The sequence below is a fragment of the Streptomyces sp. NBC_00271 genome, from assembly GCF_036178845.1.
Classification (GTDB): Bacteria; Actinomycetota; Actinomycetes; order Streptomycetales; family Streptomycetaceae; genus Streptomyces.
In genome coordinates, this window is record NZ_CP108070.1 from 6,562,565 (window position 1) to 6,579,202 (window position 16,638).

The 16,638-nt window shown below is 73.3% G+C and carries 9 protein-coding genes; all 9 read left to right on the forward strand.

All coding sequences use genetic code 11. The features are described from left to right. Positions 1 to 59: 59 nt before the first annotated feature. Entirely contained in the window at positions 60 to 1,034 is a 975-nt protein-coding gene (locus tag OG798_RS29870) for an ornithine carbamoyltransferase (RefSeq protein WP_267062495.1), read from the forward strand. After that, a complete protein-coding gene (locus OG798_RS29875) occupies positions 1,031 to 2,290 on the forward strand; it encodes an MFS transporter (protein WP_257038943.1) in 1,260 nt (419 codons plus the stop codon). Before OG798_RS29870 ends, OG798_RS29875 begins: the two co-directional genes overlap by 4 nt. A 246-nt stretch (positions 2,291 to 2,536) precedes the next feature. Next, positions 2,537 to 2,899 (forward strand): ArsR/SmtB family transcription factor, encoded by a 363-nt coding sequence (locus OG798_RS29880; protein WP_095853346.1) that lies wholly within the window; start codon positions 2,537 to 2,539, stop codon positions 2,897 to 2,899. Further along, positions 2,896 to 3,189: a hypothetical protein gene (locus OG798_RS29885; RefSeq protein ID WP_373558955.1), complete on the forward strand. Its 294-nt coding sequence runs from the start codon at positions 2,896 to 2,898 to the stop codon at positions 3,187 to 3,189. The genes OG798_RS29880 and OG798_RS29885 overlap by 4 nt, the downstream gene beginning before the upstream one ends. Positions 3,190 to 3,404: 215 nt before the next feature. After that, positions 3,405 to 5,657 carry an MMPL family transporter gene (locus tag OG798_RS29890; protein WP_179436479.1) on the forward strand — a complete coding sequence of 751 codons (2,253 nt, stop codon included), beginning with the start codon at positions 3,405 to 3,407 and terminating at the stop codon, positions 5,655 to 5,657. A gap of 38 nt (positions 5,658 to 5,695) precedes the next feature. Continuing rightward, on the forward strand, positions 5,696 to 6,358 hold the full coding sequence (locus OG798_RS29895) for a DUF4097 family beta strand repeat-containing protein (protein ID WP_095853344.1): 663 nt from the start codon (positions 5,696 to 5,698) through the stop codon (positions 6,356 to 6,358). A 219-nt stretch (positions 6,359 to 6,577) separates the two neighbouring features. Continuing rightward, on the forward strand, positions 6,578 to 7,396 hold the full coding sequence (locus OG798_RS29900; protein WP_328757974.1) for a thioesterase II family protein: 819 nt from the start codon (positions 6,578 to 6,580) through the stop codon (positions 7,394 to 7,396). Continuing rightward, positions 7,393 to 10,671 (forward strand): amino acid adenylation domain-containing protein, encoded by a 3,279-nt coding sequence (locus tag OG798_RS29905; RefSeq protein WP_328757975.1) that lies wholly within the window; start codon positions 7,393 to 7,395, stop codon positions 10,669 to 10,671. The genes OG798_RS29900 and OG798_RS29905 overlap by 4 nt, the downstream gene beginning before the upstream one ends. A gap of 1 nt (position 10,672) precedes the next feature. Then, positions 10,673 to 16,627 carry a non-ribosomal peptide synthetase gene (locus OG798_RS29910; protein WP_328757976.1) on the forward strand — a complete coding sequence of 1,985 codons (5,955 nt, stop codon included), beginning with the start codon at positions 10,673 to 10,675 and terminating at the stop codon, positions 16,625 to 16,627. The last annotated feature ends 11 nt before the right edge of the window (positions 16,628 to 16,638 follow it).

Sequence of the window (16,638 nt, forward strand, 5' to 3'; positions counted from 1 at the left end):
AGGGCCTCGTTGGTCCACCCCGTCGGACCGGCCGCCATCGACGCACCCAGGAGCACACTGTGACCCCTCGGCACCTCATCTCCCTCGACGACCTCTCCGACGCCGAACTCCGCGCGCTCGTGGCCCGCGGCGCCGACTTCTCCGCCGGCACCGCCGCCCACGGAGGCCCGTTGGCCGGCACCGTCACCGGCGTCTACTTCCGCAAGACCTCCACCCGGACCCGTACCGCCTTCTCGGCCGGGGCGCTGCGGCTCGGCGGCCAGATCCTCTCGTACGGGCCGGACGACCTGCAGCTGAACACCGGCGAGACCACCGAGGACACCGGCCGGGTCTTCTCCCGGATGCTGGACGTGCTGGTCGCACGGACCGCGGGCGACCCCGCCGAGCTGCGCGGCTGGGCCGCACAGCGGCGGATGTCGGTGGTCAACGCGATGAGCGCGGACGAGCACCCCACGCAGGGCCTCACCGATCTCACCACGCTGCTGCGGCGGTTCGGCCGGGTCGACGGGCTGCGGGTGCTGTACCTCGGCGAGGGCAACAACACCGCCGCCGCGCTCGCCCTCGGCCTGAGCCGCTTCAACGGCACCACGCTGGAGCTGCGGACGCCCCACGGGTACGGGCTGGCCGGGCAGGTACGGCGCCGGGCGGACGAACAGGCCTTCCGGACCGGCTCGTCGGTCGTCGAGCACCACCACATGGACGCCCTCCCGGGCGACTTCGACGTCATCTACACCACGCGCTGGCAGACCACCGGCACCGCCAAGGCCGACCCGGACTGGCGCGCCGGCTTCCTGCCGTTCCGGGTCACCGCCGACCTGTGGAAGACCAGCCCGCGCGCGGTCTTCATGCACGACCTGCCCGCGCACCGCGGCGAGGAGGTGGCCGCCGACGTCCTGGACGGGCGCCACAGCATCGCCTTCGACCAGGCGGAGAACAAGATGCACAGCGCGATGGCGGTCCTGGAGTGGTGCCGCCTCGGCACCGTCGGCGGCGTCCCGTGTTCCAAGCCGATGGCCGTGGGGGCCGGCCGGTGACCCTGCTCGACCAGGCCGAGGTCCCCGAGGAGACCGAGAAGCCGCCCCCGCTGCGCCGCAACAAGAACTTCCTGCTGCTGTGGTCCGGCGCGGGACTGTCCCAGTTCGGCGTCCGAGCCGCGGTCTCCGCGTACCCGCTGCTGATGCTCTGGTACACGGGCTCGCCCGCCGACGCCGGCCTGGTCGGCTCGGCGGCACTGTTGCCACAGCTGCTCCTGCTGCTGCCGGCCGGCGCGCTGGTGGACCGCTGGGACCGGCGGTGGCTGATGGTGGTGTGCGACGCGGTCGGGCTCGTCTCGATGGGCAGTTTGGCCGCCGCGCTGTGGTTCGGGGTGCTGTCGGTGCCGCACGTGATGGCCGCGGCGTTCCTGGAGGGCGGCGCGGTGATCTTCTACAAGCTCGCCGAGCGGGCCGCCGTACGCCACGTCGTGCACCCCGACCACCTGTCGGCCGCGCTGTCGCAGAACGAGGCGCGGGGCCAGGCCGCCGGGCTGCTCGGGCAGCCGAGCGCGGCGGTCCTCTTCCAGGCGTTCCGCTGGCTGCCGTTCGGGGTGGCCGCGTTCACCCACTTCTTCGCGCTGGTCACGCTGCTGCTCATCCCCAAGTCGTTCCAGGACGAGCGGGACGAGGAGGCGGGAGGGTCGGTGTGGGCCGAGATCGGCGAGGGCATCGCCTGGGTGTGGCGACAGCGCTTCATGCGGGCCGCGATCGTCATCGTCGGCGGCAGCAACCTGCTGTTCCAGATCCTCAATCTGGCCCTGGTGCTGATCGTCAAGGAGGGCGGGTACCCGCCTTCGTACATGGCCGTCATCGGGATCATCGAGGGCGTCGGCGGCGTCCTGGGCGCGCTGACCGCCTCCTGGTTCATGAAGCGGCTGCCGCTGCCCGCGATCCTGATCGGCGCGCTGCTCGGCTGGGCGGGCCTGATCGCCGGGATCGCGTTGACCGGGCAGCCGGTGGTACTCGGCGCGCTGTGCGCGGGCACCAGCTGGGCCGGGGCGCTGCTCAACGTGGCCGCCGGGGTGCACCAGGTCCGGGTGACCCCGGACGAGATGCAGGGCCGCGCGATGAGCGTGTTCGGCCTCGTCGGCTCCGGCATGAACTCCCTGGGAGCCCTTGTCGGCGGGCTGCTGCTGGCCGCGGCGGGCACGTACCGGAGCGTTCTGGGCGTGGCCGCCGCGATGGCCGTCCTCGCCCTCGTGGCCCTGGCCACGCCCGCGGTGCGCAGCATGGGCGCGGAGGAGCGGCAGGGCTGATCCGGCCCGGTCGGCGGGCACCCGGCGGCGTGGGCCGACTCCGGGTGCCCGCCGTCGGCGTACCCGAATATCGAAGGGATATAGAGCCGCACGGAAGGCTCGGAGCACCGGACGCCCCATGGGTCCGGTGCTCCGCCATGTGGCGCAGCGGGACAACTCCACAGCGTCTGTCTTTCACGTGTAAGAAACTGTTGACAGGTACCTCGGGCACCTGTCATGGTTTTCTTACACATGAAAGAGGTCGCGATGGAAACATTCCCGACCCCGACCGGTGATGAGGTGTTGCAGATGCTGGCAGCGCTCGGGAATCCGCACCGGATGCGGATCGTCGCGGCGCTGTCGGAGGGGCGTAACTACGTCAGTCGGCTCGCCCGCGAGATCGGTATGAGCCGCCCGCTGCTCCATATGCATCTGCAGCGCCTCGAGGCGGCGGGGCTCGTGACCGGAACACTCGAACTGTCGGAGGGCGGTAAGGCGATGAAGTACTTCGAAGTCACCCCCTTCGTCCTGCATCTGACCCCCGAGACCGTGGCCGACGCGGCCCGGACCCTGACCGATCAGGACGAGAGCAAGAACGAGACCGCGAGCACCACAAAGGGAGCGAAGTGAACGGGTACGAGACGGTGGAGCTGGCCAGTGATCCGTGGAGCGGCGACTCGACGGGCCTCGTGGCGTCGGGCGGCGTCTTCCTGCTGCTGATCGTGATCGTCTGGCAGATCGCCGCCACATGGCGGGCCCGCATGCTGGCCGCCCGGGAGGACGAGTACCGCCGGCTCACCGCCAAGTACGCCCAACTGCTCGAGGACAACGTGGAGCTTCACCGCCGTACGTCCGAAGAGCTCACGCAGGCGCGTCAGGCCATCGTCTCGATGGAGAAGATGATGCGCGAGATCGAATAGGGCCGAGCGGCCTGGTCCCACCCCCCTGCGTGCCGTGGGCCGCACCACCGAGTTGGCGCTCGGTGGCGCGGCCCGGGCAAGGGAATACACGAAAGTCCCGCACAGCCGATCTTGGTGTCACGGCAAGGCCTAGGAACCGAAGGCCGTGACCCCGGCCGGCGTGCGTCCGCTACCGCACTGCACTCCCCTGCATAGGAGACCATCTCATGCCGAGCATGACACCCCCCACGTCACCGCTGGGGGAAGGGCACAGGCCGTTGACCGTACGGGTCGCCGGCTGGTCCGCCCGCAACGCCAAGAAGACGATCGGGGGCTGGCTCCTGCTGGTGGTGCTCGCCGTGCTGATCGGCGGTGCGGCCGGGTCCGGCGCGCAGACCTCCGACCCCGGTGAGTCCGGCCGGGCCCAGAAAATCATCCGCGACCAGGACGTCGAGGAGCCTTACCAGGAGTCCGTGCTGGTCGAGGCCAAGAACCGGACCTCCGCGAGGTTCGCCGACGACGCCAGGCTGCAGCAGGCCGCCCGGGACCTGGTCGCCAACCTGAAGGCGACCGGCGGCGCCGCCACCGACGTGGCGTCCCCCCTCGGTGCCGAGGGCACGGAGCAGATCTCCAAGGACGGCCACTCCGGCCTGGTCGGCCTCACCGTCGCGGGCCCCGAGGAGCAGGTCGACGCGCACTTCGAATCGGTGCTCGCCGCCGTGCAGAAGACCAAGGCCGCCCATCCGGACGTGCGCATCGCCGAGGCCGGCGACCTGTCCCTGCAGACGGCCGTCAACGACGCCGCCGACAAGGACCTCGCCAAGGCGGAGCTGACCTCGCTGCCGCTCACCCTGATCATCCTGCTGGTGGTCTTCGGCGCCCTGGTCGCCGCCGGCATCCCGGTGCTGCTCGCCGTCACCTCGGTGCTCGCCGCCCTCGGCCTGCTCGGCGTCGTGGGCAACTTCATCCCCGCCAACAGCACGGTCTCCTCCGTGGTCCTGCTGATCGGCATGGCGGTCGGCGTCGACTACTCGCTCTTCTACCTGCGCCGCGAACGCGAGGAGCGCGCGGCGGGCAGGTCCGCCATCGAGGCCCTGGAGGCCAGCGCCCGCACCTCCGGCCACGCGGTCGTCGTCTCCGGTATCACCGTGATGCTCTCCGTCGCCGGGCTCTTCATCACCGGCATCGACGTCTTCAACGGCATGGCCGTCGGCACCGTTCTCGTGGTCGGCCTCGCCGTCCTCGGCTCGGTCACCGTGCTGCCCGCCACCCTCTCCCTGCTCGGCCGCCGCGTCGACGCGCTGCGCATCCCCTTCCTGGGCCGCCGCCGCACCGCCGCCACCGAGTCCCGTACCTGGACCGCCATCGCCCGCGGCGTGGTGCGCAGGCCGCTGCTGATGGGCGCCGCCGCCGTGGTCCTGCTGCTCGCCCTGGCCGCGCCGGCGCTCCACATGAAGCTCTCCGACCCGGGTCAGACCCGCTCGCTGCCGCGCTCCATCGAGGCCGTCGACGCCGGCGTCCGCATTCAGGAGGCCTTCCCCGGCGGTCCCGCCCCGGCCTCGGTCGTCGTCTGGGGCGAGGGCGCCACCACCGGCAAGGCCGACGCGGCCGTCGCCGAACTGCGCCGCGAGGCCGCCGACAGCCCGGCCCTCGGCGAGCAGATCTCCACCCACAAGGTCGGCGAGGCCCTGGTCATCAAGGTTCCGCTGGCCGGTTCCGGCACCGACAAGGTCTCCACCGACGCGCTCAGGACCCTCCGCGACGACGCCCTGCCGAAGGCCTTCAAGGACACCAAGGGCCTGGAGTACGCCGTCACCGGCTCCATCGCCGGACAGCACGACTTCGCCTCCGCGCTCAGCGGCCGCGCCCCCTGGGTCTTCGCCTTCGTCCTGGTCCTCGCGCTGGTCGTGCTGACCCTCGCCTTCCGCGCGCCGGTCGTCGCCCTCGTCTCCATCGCGCTCAACCTGCTCTCCATCGGGGCGGCCTACGGCCTGGTCGTCCTCGGCTTCCAGAACGGCGGCCTGGGCGGTCTGCTCGGCTTCGACTCCTACGGCGGAATCGTCAGCTGGCTCCCGCTCTTCATGTTCGTGATCCTGTTCGGCCTGAGCATGGACTACCACGTCTTCATCCTCAGCCGGGTCCGCGAGCTGTGGCAGCGCGGCGACAGCGCCAAGGACGCGGTGGTCGGCGGGGTCGGCTCCAGCGCCGGCGTCGTCACCAGCGCCGCGGTCGTGATGATCTCCGTCTTCGCGCTCTTCGCCACGATGTCCGGCATCGAGTACAAGATGCTCGGCGTCGGCATGGCCGCCGCGATCGCCATCGACGCGACCATCGTCCGCGGCCTGCTCCTCCCTGCCGCGCTGACCCTCCTCGGCGACCGCGCCTGGGGCAAGCGCCCCGAGGCCGCCACCCCGGCGCCCGTCTCCGCCACCGGCGAACTCGCCGCGCCCGAGGCGGAGTCCGCCGACCTCGCCACGTCCCGCCGATAAGCCGACCACCCGCACGGAAGATGAGAAGGTAGATCCTCGTGAGCATTGACAGCAGGAGCCTCAAGAAGTTCGTCGTGTGCGCGGTGACCGTGGCGGCCGCGGCGGTCGTCACCACCGGGTGCCAGGAGTCGGACGGCCTCGGCAAGTCCGCCTCCAGCTCCAGCCAGTCGTACGACGTGACCGACAAGGTCACCGGGGTGAGCGTCGACAACAACGGCGGGAACATCGAGATCGTGGCCGGCACCGGCAGCGCGATCAAGGTGACCGAGCGGTTGGAGTACAGCGACAGCAAGCCGAAGACCGAGCACTCCGTCTCCGGTGGCGCGCTGGCCCTCAAGGGCGGCGACTGCGGCGGCTCCGCCTCCAAGTGCTCCGTCGACTACCGCATCGAGGTGCCGGCCGGCGTCCGGGTCGATGCCACCACCGGCGGCGGCGACATCACCGGCACCGGCCTCGGCGGCACCGTCGTCGCCAAGACCGGCGGCGGCAACGTCGACGTGGCCTTCGGCACGGCACCCGCCAGCGTCAACGCCGACAGCGAGGGCGGCAACGTGACGGTCAAACTCCCCAAGGGCTCGTACGCCGTCGACGCCTCCACCGACGGCGGCAACAAGAAGGTCGACGTGCCGGTCAACGACGGCTCGGCCAACAAGGTCAAGGCGCACAGCGCGGGCGGCAACGTCACCGTCCAGTCCGCATAGCCAAGTCCTGCCGGGAACCGGCAGGTTCACGAGACTCCTGGAGGGCCGTCTCCGTACGGGGCCTTCACGTCCCCCGTCATGGTCGCGTAACGGAAAAATATAGGCACTCCCGGCAGAGTGAAGCCCCGGACGGATATCCGTCCGGGGCTTCACCGTTGTCGCGGTGCATCTCACCGCCTCCACCGAACCACCGCTGACGAGCAGGGAGTTGCCGCGCTCATGACTGTTGTCCAGGCCGCCACCGGCACCGACTGGTTGCGGGTGTTCGCCGTCCGTCCGGCCGCCAGGCTGCGGCTGTTCTGTTTCCCGCACGCGGGCGGCGCGGCCAGCACCTTTCGCGAGCTGGCCCGGCTCGCTCCGCCGGACATCGAGCTGGTGGCCGTTCAGTACCCAGGCCGCCAGGACCGCTACGGCGAACCGCTCGCCGAGACCCTCGAAGAGCTCGCCGCAGGTGTCACCGAGGCCATCAGGCCGCGTCTGGACAAGCCCGCCGCGTTCTTCGGCCACAGCATGGGCGGCACCGTCGCGTTCGAGACCGCGCGCCGGCTGCGCGCCACCCACCCGGGTGCCCCCACCCGGCTGTTCGTCTCCGCCCGCAAGGCCCCGCACATCGACATCAGCCGCGCCGTGAGCTTCAGCGGCGACGCCGATGCCATGGAGTACGTACGCGCCCTCGGCGGCGCCGGGGCCGCCCTGCTCGACAACCCCGAGCTGCGCGAGCTGACGCTGCCCGTGCTGCGCGGTGACTTCCGCCTCATCGAGAAGTACCGCTTCACCGCGGGCGCCCCGCTGACCTGCCCGGTCACCGTCGTCACCGGCGACAGCGACCGTTCCTGCACACCGGACGACGCCGCCCAGTGGGCGCGGCACACCGTGGCCGGACACGAGGTGCACACCCTGCCCGGCGGCCACTTCTACCTGGAGACGGTGGGTGAGCAACTGATGCAGCTGCTCACCGACCGGCTCGCCGCCCAACTGCCCGGGACCGTCCGCGCGACGACCGTGACCGCATCCGCCGACAGGGGGACCCGCCCGTGAACCGCCACCCGTCCGACCCGCCCGCTCCCGCCCTGCGGCGGCTGCCGCTGTCGGTGCCGCAGACCGGAGTCTGGTTCGCGCACGGCCTCGACCGCACCGGCTTCGCCTACAACATCGCCGAGTACTTCGACATCACGGGCGAGCTCGACCCGAAGCTGATGGAGGCCGCCTGGCACCGGCTCCTCACGGACGCCGAGACGCTACGGGTCCGCCGCGTCGTCGAGGACCCCGACGGGGGCCTCTGGCAGCTCGTCGACGACGGGCCGCTGCCCGGGCTCCCGTACTTCGACCTGCGCGCCGAACCGGAGGCGTTCGACGCCGCCCGGGCGTGGATCGACGACGACATGGAGCGCCCGATCGACCTGGCCGAGGGCCACCTCAGCACGTTCGCGCTGTTCCGCGTCGCCGACGACCGTTTCCTCTACTACCAGCGCGTCCACCACATCCTCATCGACGGCTTCGGAGGCTCGCTGATCTCCCGCAAGGTCGCCGACGCCTACACGGAGCTGGCGGGCACCACCGCCGTCGAGGGTGGCCTCGAACCGTTCGCCCCGCTCGCCGAGACCCTCGCCGAGGACGCCGCGTACCGCGCGGGCGAACAGGCCGGTGCCGACCGGGAGTACTGGACCGGGCGGCTCGCCGGGATGCCCGTACCCGCGCTGCTCAGCGACCACCTCTCCGGCGGCCCCGGTGCCGCGGCGGCCCCGCCCGCCGTGCGGATCCGCCGCACCAGCAGGCTGCCGCAGGAGTACGCCGACCGCCTCGCCGTGGCCGCGCGCGGCTGCCGGACCCGCTGGCCGCTGTTCGCCGTCGCCGCCACCGCCGCGTTCCTGCACCGCGTCACCGGACAGCGCGAGGTCGTCGTCGGCCTCCCGGTCACGGGCCGCGCCACCCCCGCGATCCGCCGCACTCCGCTGCTCGCCTCCAACGTGCTGCCGCTGCGCATCGAGGTCGCCCCAGGCGACTCCATGCGTGAGCTGATGCCCCGGGTCACCCGGGAGGCGCGCGGCGCGCTCAAGCACCAGCGGGCCCGCTACGAGGACCTCCGCCGCGACCTGGGCCTGACCGGCAGCGACCAGGGCCTGATGGGCCCGGTCGTCAACATCATGGCGTTCGACTACGAGCTGAGGTTCGCGGGCTGTCGCGCCGACATCCACAACCTGGGCCTCGGCCCGGTCGACGACCTGTCCGTCGCCCTCTACGACCGGGGCGACGGCACCGGCCTGCGCATCGACTTCGACGGCAACCCCGAGCGCTACACCGACGCCGACCTGGCCGCCTGCCAGGAGTGGTTCCTGCACTTCCTGGAGGAGGTCACCGAGACACCCGACCGCTCCTTCGCCACGGTCGACCTGCTGCCGGCCGACTCCCTGGCCCAGCTCCTCGACGGCTGGAACGACACCGCGTACCCGGTGCCGGACGACAGTCTCGCCGCCCTCTTCGAGCGGCAGGCCGCCCGCACCCCCGACGCGGTCGCGATCGCCGCGGGCGAGCGGGAGATCACCTACCGGGAGCTCAACTCCCGTGCCAACGCCCTCGCCCGCCGCCTCACCGCGCTGGGCGTCGGCGCGGAGACCCCCGTCGCGATGCTCCTGGAACGCTCGCCGGACGTCGTCGTGGCGACCCTCGCCGTCGTCAAGTCCGGTGCCGCGTACGTGCCCCTGCACGCCGGGTACCCGCCGGAGCGGATGGGCTGGGTGCTCCAGGACACCGGCGCCCCGGTCCTGATCACCGACCGGGACGACGCGGCCCTCGGCTTCGCCGCCGGCGTCACCGTCCTGCGGGTCGCCGGCACCACCGCCCACGCCGCCGATGCCGACGCCGACCCCGGCAACCTGGACATCCCCATCGACAGCGCCCAGTTGGCGTACGTCATCTACACCTCCGGCTCGACGGGCGTGCCCAAGGGCGTCGCCGTCGCGCACCGCGACGTGGCCGCGTTCGCCGCCGACCGGCGCTGGCGGGGCGGCGCCCACGAGCGCCTGCTCATGCACTCACCGCACGCCTTCGACGCCTCCACCTACGAGATCTGGGTGCCGCTGCTCTCCGGCGGCCAGATCGTCGTCGCTCCGCCCGCCGGGCTCGACGCGCCGGGCCTGCGGGAGCTCGCCGCCCGCCACGGCCTCACCGGGGTTTTCCTGACCACCGCCCTGTTCAACCTGATCGCGGGGGAGGACCCGGCCGCCTTCGCGCCCTTGCGCACCGTCCTGACCGGTGGCGAGGCCGCTACCCCCGCCGCCATGCGCCGGGTCCGCGAGGCCTGCCCCGAGCTCGCCCTCGCCCATGTCTACGGGCCGACCGAGACCACCACCTACGCCACCCACTTCCCGCTCGACACCGTCGACGACGTGCCGCCGATCGGTGCCGCCCTCGACAACATGCGGGCGTACGTCCTGGACAGCGGCCTGCGCCCGGTCCCGGCCGGGGTCGCGGGCGAGCTGTACCTGGCGGGCGCGGGCCTGGCGCGCGGCTATGTGCGCCGACCGGCTCTGACCGCCGAGCGGTTCGTCGCCGACCCGTTCGGGGCGCCCGGCTCGCGCATGTACCGCACCGGTGACCTGGTGCGCTGGCGCGCCGACGGCGTACTCGCGTACGTGGGCCGCACCGACCACCAGGTGAAGGTGCGCGGCTTCCGCATCGAGCTCGGCGAGATCGAGGCCGCCCTGATGGCGCTCGACGGCGTGGCCCGGACGATCGTCCTCGTCCGCGAGGACCGCCCCGGCGCCCGCCGCCTGGTGGCGTACGTCGTCGGCGAGGACCTCCGGCCGGAGCGGCTGACCGACCAACTCGCGGGCAGGCTGCCTGAGTTCATGGTGCCCTCGGCGATCGTCGCGCTCGACGAGCTGCCGCTGACGCCGAACGGCAAGGTCGACCGCGCGGCGCTGCCCGCCCCCGAGGCCCCCACCACAGGAGGCGGCCGGGGCCCGGCCGACGCACGTGAGGAGATCCTCGCGGCCGCCTTCCAGCAGGTCCTCGGCATCGCCGGGGCCGGCGTCGAGGACTCCTTCTTCGACCTGGGCGGCGACTCCATCATGGCGATGCAGGTGGTGGCTCGGGTCCGCGAGGCCGGCTTGGTGATCAGCGCCCGCGACGTCTTCCGGCTGCGCACGGCCGCCGCGATCGCCGAGTCCGCACGGCCGGCGCCGGCTGACCCGGCCCTCTCCGACGAGCCGCTCATCGAGCTGGACGACGACGAACTGGCCGTACTGGAAGCCGGGTTCGCCGACGAGCTCGGCCTGGCTGACGCCGACCTGTCCGTGGAAGCGGGGCACTGACATGACACCGACGACACAGAACACGGCACAGGAGACGCCCCGCGGGCAGGTCCCGGCCGTCGAGGCATCAAGATCCGCGGCCGCCGCGCGCCCCGCCCGCGCCCTTCCCGAGGGCATCGAGGAGCTGCTGCCGCTCTCCCCGCTCCAGGAGGGTTTCCTGCTCCACGCCGCCGACGCGCGGGCCGCGGGCGCCGTGGACGTGTACGCCACTCAGATCCGGATCGACCTGCAGGGTGCGCTCGACCGGGCCGCGCTCCGCTCGGCCGCCGAGCGGCTGATCGCCCGGCACACCGCGCTGCGCGCCGCCTTCCGGCACGCGGGGCTCAAGCGTCCGGTCCAGCTGGTGCACCGACATGTGCCCCTCGCCTGGGAGGAGTTCGACCTCGACGCACTCGGCGACGACGAGCGTGAGGACGAGGCCGCCCGGCTCGCCGCGGCCCAGCGCACCCGGGGCTTCGACCTGACGCGTCCGCCGCTGCTGCGGTTCGCGCTGCTCGGGCTCGACGCCGGGCGGCACCGGCTGGTGCTGACCGCCCACCACATCCTGTGGGACGGCTGGTCGGTGCCGTTGCTGCTGACCGAGCTGTTCACGCTGTACGCCGACGGCCCGGACGCGGCACTGCCCCCGGCCGTCCCGTACCGCTCCTTCCTCGCCTGGCAGCGTGCCCAGGACCGACCGGGCGCCGAGAAGGCCTGGGCGGCCGCGCTCGACGGGCTCGCCGAACCCACCCTGTACGCCCCGCACGCGGCCGATCTGCCGCCCGCCCCGCAGGACGAGGTCAGGGCGCAGCTCCCCGCCGCGGTCGCCGACCGGCTCGCCGAGCACGGCCGCCCGCACGGCGTCACCACCAACACGGTGGTCCAGTTCGCCTGGGGCCTGCTGCTCGGCCGGCTCACCGGCCGCGACGACATCGTCCTCGGCGGCACGGTCTCCGGCCGTCCGGCGCAGCTCGCGGGAGCGGAACGGATGGTGGGGATGCTCCTCAACACCGTCCCGGTCCGGATCCGGTTCCATGAGGACGAGCCCGCCCTGACCGCGCTCGCCCGGCTCCAGGCCGAACAGGCCGAACTGCTCGACCACCACCACCTCGGCCTCGTGAGCGTCCAGCGGGCCGCCGGGCACGGCACCCTCTTCGACACCACCACCGTCTTCCAGAACTTCCCGCTCGACCACACGGCCCTCGACGGCCTGCTCGCGCGCGGCGGGCTCCGCCTCACCGGTTACGGCATCGGTGACGCCACGCACTACCCGCTGCGGCTTGCCGTCACCCCCGGCGACGGGCTCGACCTCCGCCTCGGCCACCGCACCGACGTCGTCGGCGCCGCCGAGGCGACGACCCTGCTCGACCGGCTCATCCGTGTCCTGGAGGCCATCGCCGCCGAGCCCATCCGCCCGGTCGGCGCCATCGACGTACTGTCCGAGGAGGAGCGGCACCGGCTGCTCACCACCTGGAACGCCACCGAGGGCCCGCGGCCCACCGCCACGCTCATCGAGCGCTTCGAGGCGCAGGCCGACCGCACGCCCGACGCCACCGCCGTCGTCTTCGGCGACACCTCGCTCACCTACCGCGAACTCGACGCCCGGGCCAACCAGCTGGCCCGGCTGCTGATCGCCGACGGGGCGGGCCCCGACCGGCTCGTCGCGGTCGCCGTGCGGCGCTCCCTCGAACTGGTCGTCGCCCTGTACGCCGTGCTGAAGGCGGGCGCCGCCTATCTGCCCGTCGATCCGGACTACCCGGCGGGCCGCATCGCCCAGCTCCTCGAGGACGGCGCCCCGGTCGCCGTGCTCACCACCACCGGCACGGCCGTCCGGCTGCCGGCCACCGACGTCCCGGTCCGCCACCTCGACACCCTCGACCTGTCGGGGCTGCCCCGGACCCGGCCCGCCGCACACGGCCACCCGGCCGCGTCCCTCGACGACACGGCGTACACGATCTTCACCTCGGGCTCGACCGGCCGCCCCAAGGGCGTCGCGGTGCCGCACCGGGGGATCGTCAACCGGCTCAGCTGGATGCAGGAGCGCTACCGGCTCACCGCCCGGGACCGGGTGCTCCAGAAGACCCCGGCGGGCTTCGACGTCTCCGTGTGGGAGTTCTTCTGGCCGCTGCTCGAAGGCGCCACCCTCGTCGTCGCGCCACCGGACGCCCACAAGGACGCCGAGCAGCTCGCCGAGCTGATCGTCCGGCACCGGGTCACCACCGTGCACTTCGTGCCGTCGATGCTCGCCGCGTTCCTGCGCGAACCCGCCGCCGCGCGCTGCACCGGCCTGCTGCGCGTGGTGTGCAGCGGCGAGGCGCTCCCGCTCGACCAGCAGCTCCGCTTCCACGAGGTGCTGCCGGACGTCGGGCTGCACAACCTGTACGGGCCGACCGAGGCCTCCGTCGACGTCACGTCCTGGGAGTGCCGCCCCGAGCCGGACGCCCGCTCGGTGCCGATCGGCGCGCCGATCACCAACACCCAGGTGTACGTCCTGGACGGCGGCCTGCGCCCGGTCCCGGCCGGGGTCGCGGGCGAGCTGTATCTGGCGGGCACCGGCCTCGCGCGCGGCTACGCGGGCCGCCCGGGGCTGACCGCCGAGCGATTCGTGGCCAACCCGTTCGGGGCGCCCGGCTCGCGCATGTACCGCACCGGTGACCTGGTGCGCTGGCGCGCCGACGGCGTACTGGACTACGTGGGCCGCACCGACCACCAGGTGAAGGTGCGCGGCCTGCGCATCGAGCTCGGCGAGATCGAGAACGCCCTGACCGCCTGCGAGTGCGTCGCCCAGGCGGTCGTCGTCGTCCGCGAGGACCGGCCCGGCGCGCGGCGCATCGTCGCGTACGTCGTGGCCACCGGCTTCGACGAGGAAGCAGTGCGCGGCGAACTGGCCTCGGTCCTCCCGGAGTTCATGGTGCCCTCGGCGATCGTCGTGCTCGACGAACTGCCGCTGACGCCGAACGGGAAGGCCGACCGCAAGGCGCTGCCCGCCCCCGAGACGCCGAGCGGCGGAGGGCGCGGCGCCGCGGGGGGCCGCGAGAGGGTCTTCACCGCCGCCTTCGCCGAGCTGCTCGGCCTCGCCGAGGTCGGCGCCGACGACTCGTTCTTCGACCTGGGCGGCGACTCCATCATGGCGATGCAGGTCGTCTCCCGGGCCCGCGAGGCCGGACTGGTCGTCACGGCCCGCGAGGTCTTCCGGCTGCGCACCGCCGCCGCGCTCGCCGAAGCCGCGCGGGACGCCGCCGCGGAGCCGGCAGCCGAAGCCCCGGACGCCGGCCTCGGCTCGGCCCCGCTGAGCCCACTCGGCCAAGAACTCCTCGCCAGGGGCGGCGAGTTCGACGGATTCCATCAGGCCGTCCTGGTGGAGCTGCCCGCCGGACTCGACGACCGCACCCTCACCGCTGCCCTGCAGGCCGTGGCCGACCGGCACGACATGTTGCGCGCCACTCTGGTGCGCGGCGACGGCGAGCCGCACTTCGCGATCCCAGCCCCGGGCGCCCCGGGCGCCACCCCGATCCGCCTGGCCCGCGCCGAGCTCCCGGACCAGGGCGCCCCGGAGCGTACGGCCGCCGTCACCGCCGCCGCCGAGGCGGCCCGTGCCGGGCTCGCCCCCGAGCGCGGCGTGATGCTGCGCGCCGTACGCCTGATCACCCCCGACGGCGAACCGGACCAACTCCTGCTCTGCGCACACCACCTGGTGATCGACGGGGTGTCCTGGCGGATCGTCCTGCCGGATCTGGCCGCCGCCGCGGCCGCCCTCACCGAGGGCCGCCCGGTTGCCCTCGCCCCGGTCCCGGCCTCCTACCGGACATGGGCCCGCGCCCGGGCGGCCGAGGGCGCCCGGACCGTGGAGAGCCCCCACGGGGCGCCGCTCGGCGCGCGCGCCGTGGACCCCGGGCGGGACACCTTCGCCGCCGCCCGGCACACCCGGCTCGTCGTCCCGGCCGACCTCGCCGAAGACCTGCTCGGCGCGGTGCCGGCCGCCTTCCACGGCCGCCCCGACGATCTCCTGGTCACCGCGCTCGCCCGGGCCGTCGACGCCTGGCGGGTCAAGCGGGGCGGTACCTCGGGGTCTGTGGCCGTCGACATCGAGGGGCACGGCCGGGACACCGGTGACGCCCGCGACCTGTCCCGCACGGTCGGCTGGTTCACCGAGGTCCGCCCGGCCCTGCTCACCCCGGCGGGCGCCGACCTGCCCGGCGCGGTCAAGCGGGTCAAGGAACAACTGCGCGCACACCCTGCGGACGCCCGACCGCCGCGAGCCCAGATCCTGTTCAACTACCTCGGCAGGATCGGCGACGACCCCGCGGCCACCGGCGGCGGCTGGCGGATCCTGCCGTCCGCGGCGCTGCCGCACGGAGCCGACCCCGGCATGCCCACGCCGTACGCCCTCGAAGTGCACGTACTGGCCCAAGAGACCCCTTCCGGCCCCGAACTGCACGCCGTGTGGACCACTCCCGGGGAGCTCTTCACCCCCGAGGAGACCGCCGAACTCACCCACCTGTGGCTCGCCGAACTGGACGCCCTCGCCCTCCTCGCCGGCCGGCCGGGCGCGGGCGGGCGTACCCCGTCCGACCTGCCGCTGATCAGGCTCACTCAGGACGATATCGAGCAGTTGGAGGCCACCGCCCCGAGTCCCGCCGACATCCTGCCCCTCACCCCGCTCCAGGAGGGTTTCCTCTTCCACGCCGCCGAGGCGGGGGAGGGGCTCGACGTCTACACCACGCAGGTACGCCTCGACCTGGAAGGCCCGCTCGACACGGCCGCGCTGCTGCGGGCCGGGGAACGCCTGGTCGCCCGGCACACCGCACTGCGGGCCGGCTTCCACCACGAGGGCCTGACCGTCCCGGCCCAGGTGGTCCACCGCGAAGTGGCCCTGCCCTGGGCCGAGGTGGACCTCGGCGCGCTCCCCGAGCGGGACCGGGCCGCCGAGGCCGCGTCGGTGGCCGCCCGTGAGCGGGCCCGTCGCTTCGACCTCACCCGGCCACCGCTGCTCCGGCTCGTACTGCTGCGGCTCGGCGCCGAACGACACCAGTTGATCATCACCGGGCACCACATCGCCTGGGACGGCTGGTCGACGCCGGTCCTCGTGGAGGAGCTGTTCACCTTGTGGGCGCGCGGCAGCGCCGAAGCCCTGCCCCGGCCCGTCCCGCACGCGGCTCACCTGGAATGGCTCGCCGGACAGGACACCGCCGCCGCCGAGGCCGCCTGGGCGGCACACCTCGACGGACTCGAGGGCCCGCTGCTCGTCGCCCCCGAGGCGGCCGACCGGGACCCCGTCCCGCAGGAGACCGTCATCGAGGAGCTCCCCGCCGAGTTGCTCGGCCGCCTCACCGACGAGGCGCGGCGGCACGGGCTCACCCTCAACACCCTGCTCCAGGGCGCCTGGGCGCTGGTCCTGGCCCGCGCCACCGGACGCGACGACGTCGTGTTCGGCACCACCGTCTCCGGGCGTCCCTCCGAACTCGCGGGCATGGAACGCATGGTGGGCCTCTTCGTCAACACCCTGCCCGTACGGCTCCGGGTGCCCGGCGGGGCGAGCCTCCTCGACGTTTTCACCCGCCTCCAGAGCGAACAGGCCGAACTCATCGACCACCACCATCTGGGGCTCGGCCGTATCCAGCAACTCGCCCACACCGGCCAGCTGTTCGACACCACCACCATGCTCGTCAACTACCCGCTCGACCTCGACGCCCTCTCCGGCGGCCTCGCGAGCCCCAGGCTCACCGGCATCGGGGTCGACGACGCCACGCACTATCCGCTGCGCCTGGTCGCCGTCCCAGGGCCCGGCGGCGCACTCACCATGCGCCTCGGCCACCGCCCCGACACCCATGGGGCCGACGAGGCGGCGAAGTTCCTCGGCCGCACCGCGAAGGTGCTGCGGGTCTTCGCCGACGACCCGGCGACGCCCGTGCACCGCATCGACCTGATGGACGAGGCGGAGCGCGCCCAACTGCTCGTCCAGTGGGGCGGCTACTAGATCGTCCCGGG

Bases quoted from the DNA above. Each gene is read 5' to 3' on its own strand.
- OG798_RS29880 (WP_095853346.1), top strand. From the start codon at position 2,537: ATGGAAACATTCCCGACCCCGACCGGTGATGAGGTGTTGCAGATGCTG.
- OG798_RS29890 (WP_179436479.1), top strand. From the start codon at position 3,405: ATGACACCCCCCACGTCACCGCTGGGGGAAGGGCACAGGCCGTTGACC.
- OG798_RS29900 (WP_328757974.1), top strand. From the start codon at position 6,578: ATGACTGTTGTCCAGGCCGCCACCGGCACCGACTGGTTGCGGGTGTTC.
- OG798_RS29910 (WP_328757976.1), top strand. From the start codon at position 10,673: ATGACACCGACGACACAGAACACGGCACAGGAGACGCCCCGCGGGCAG.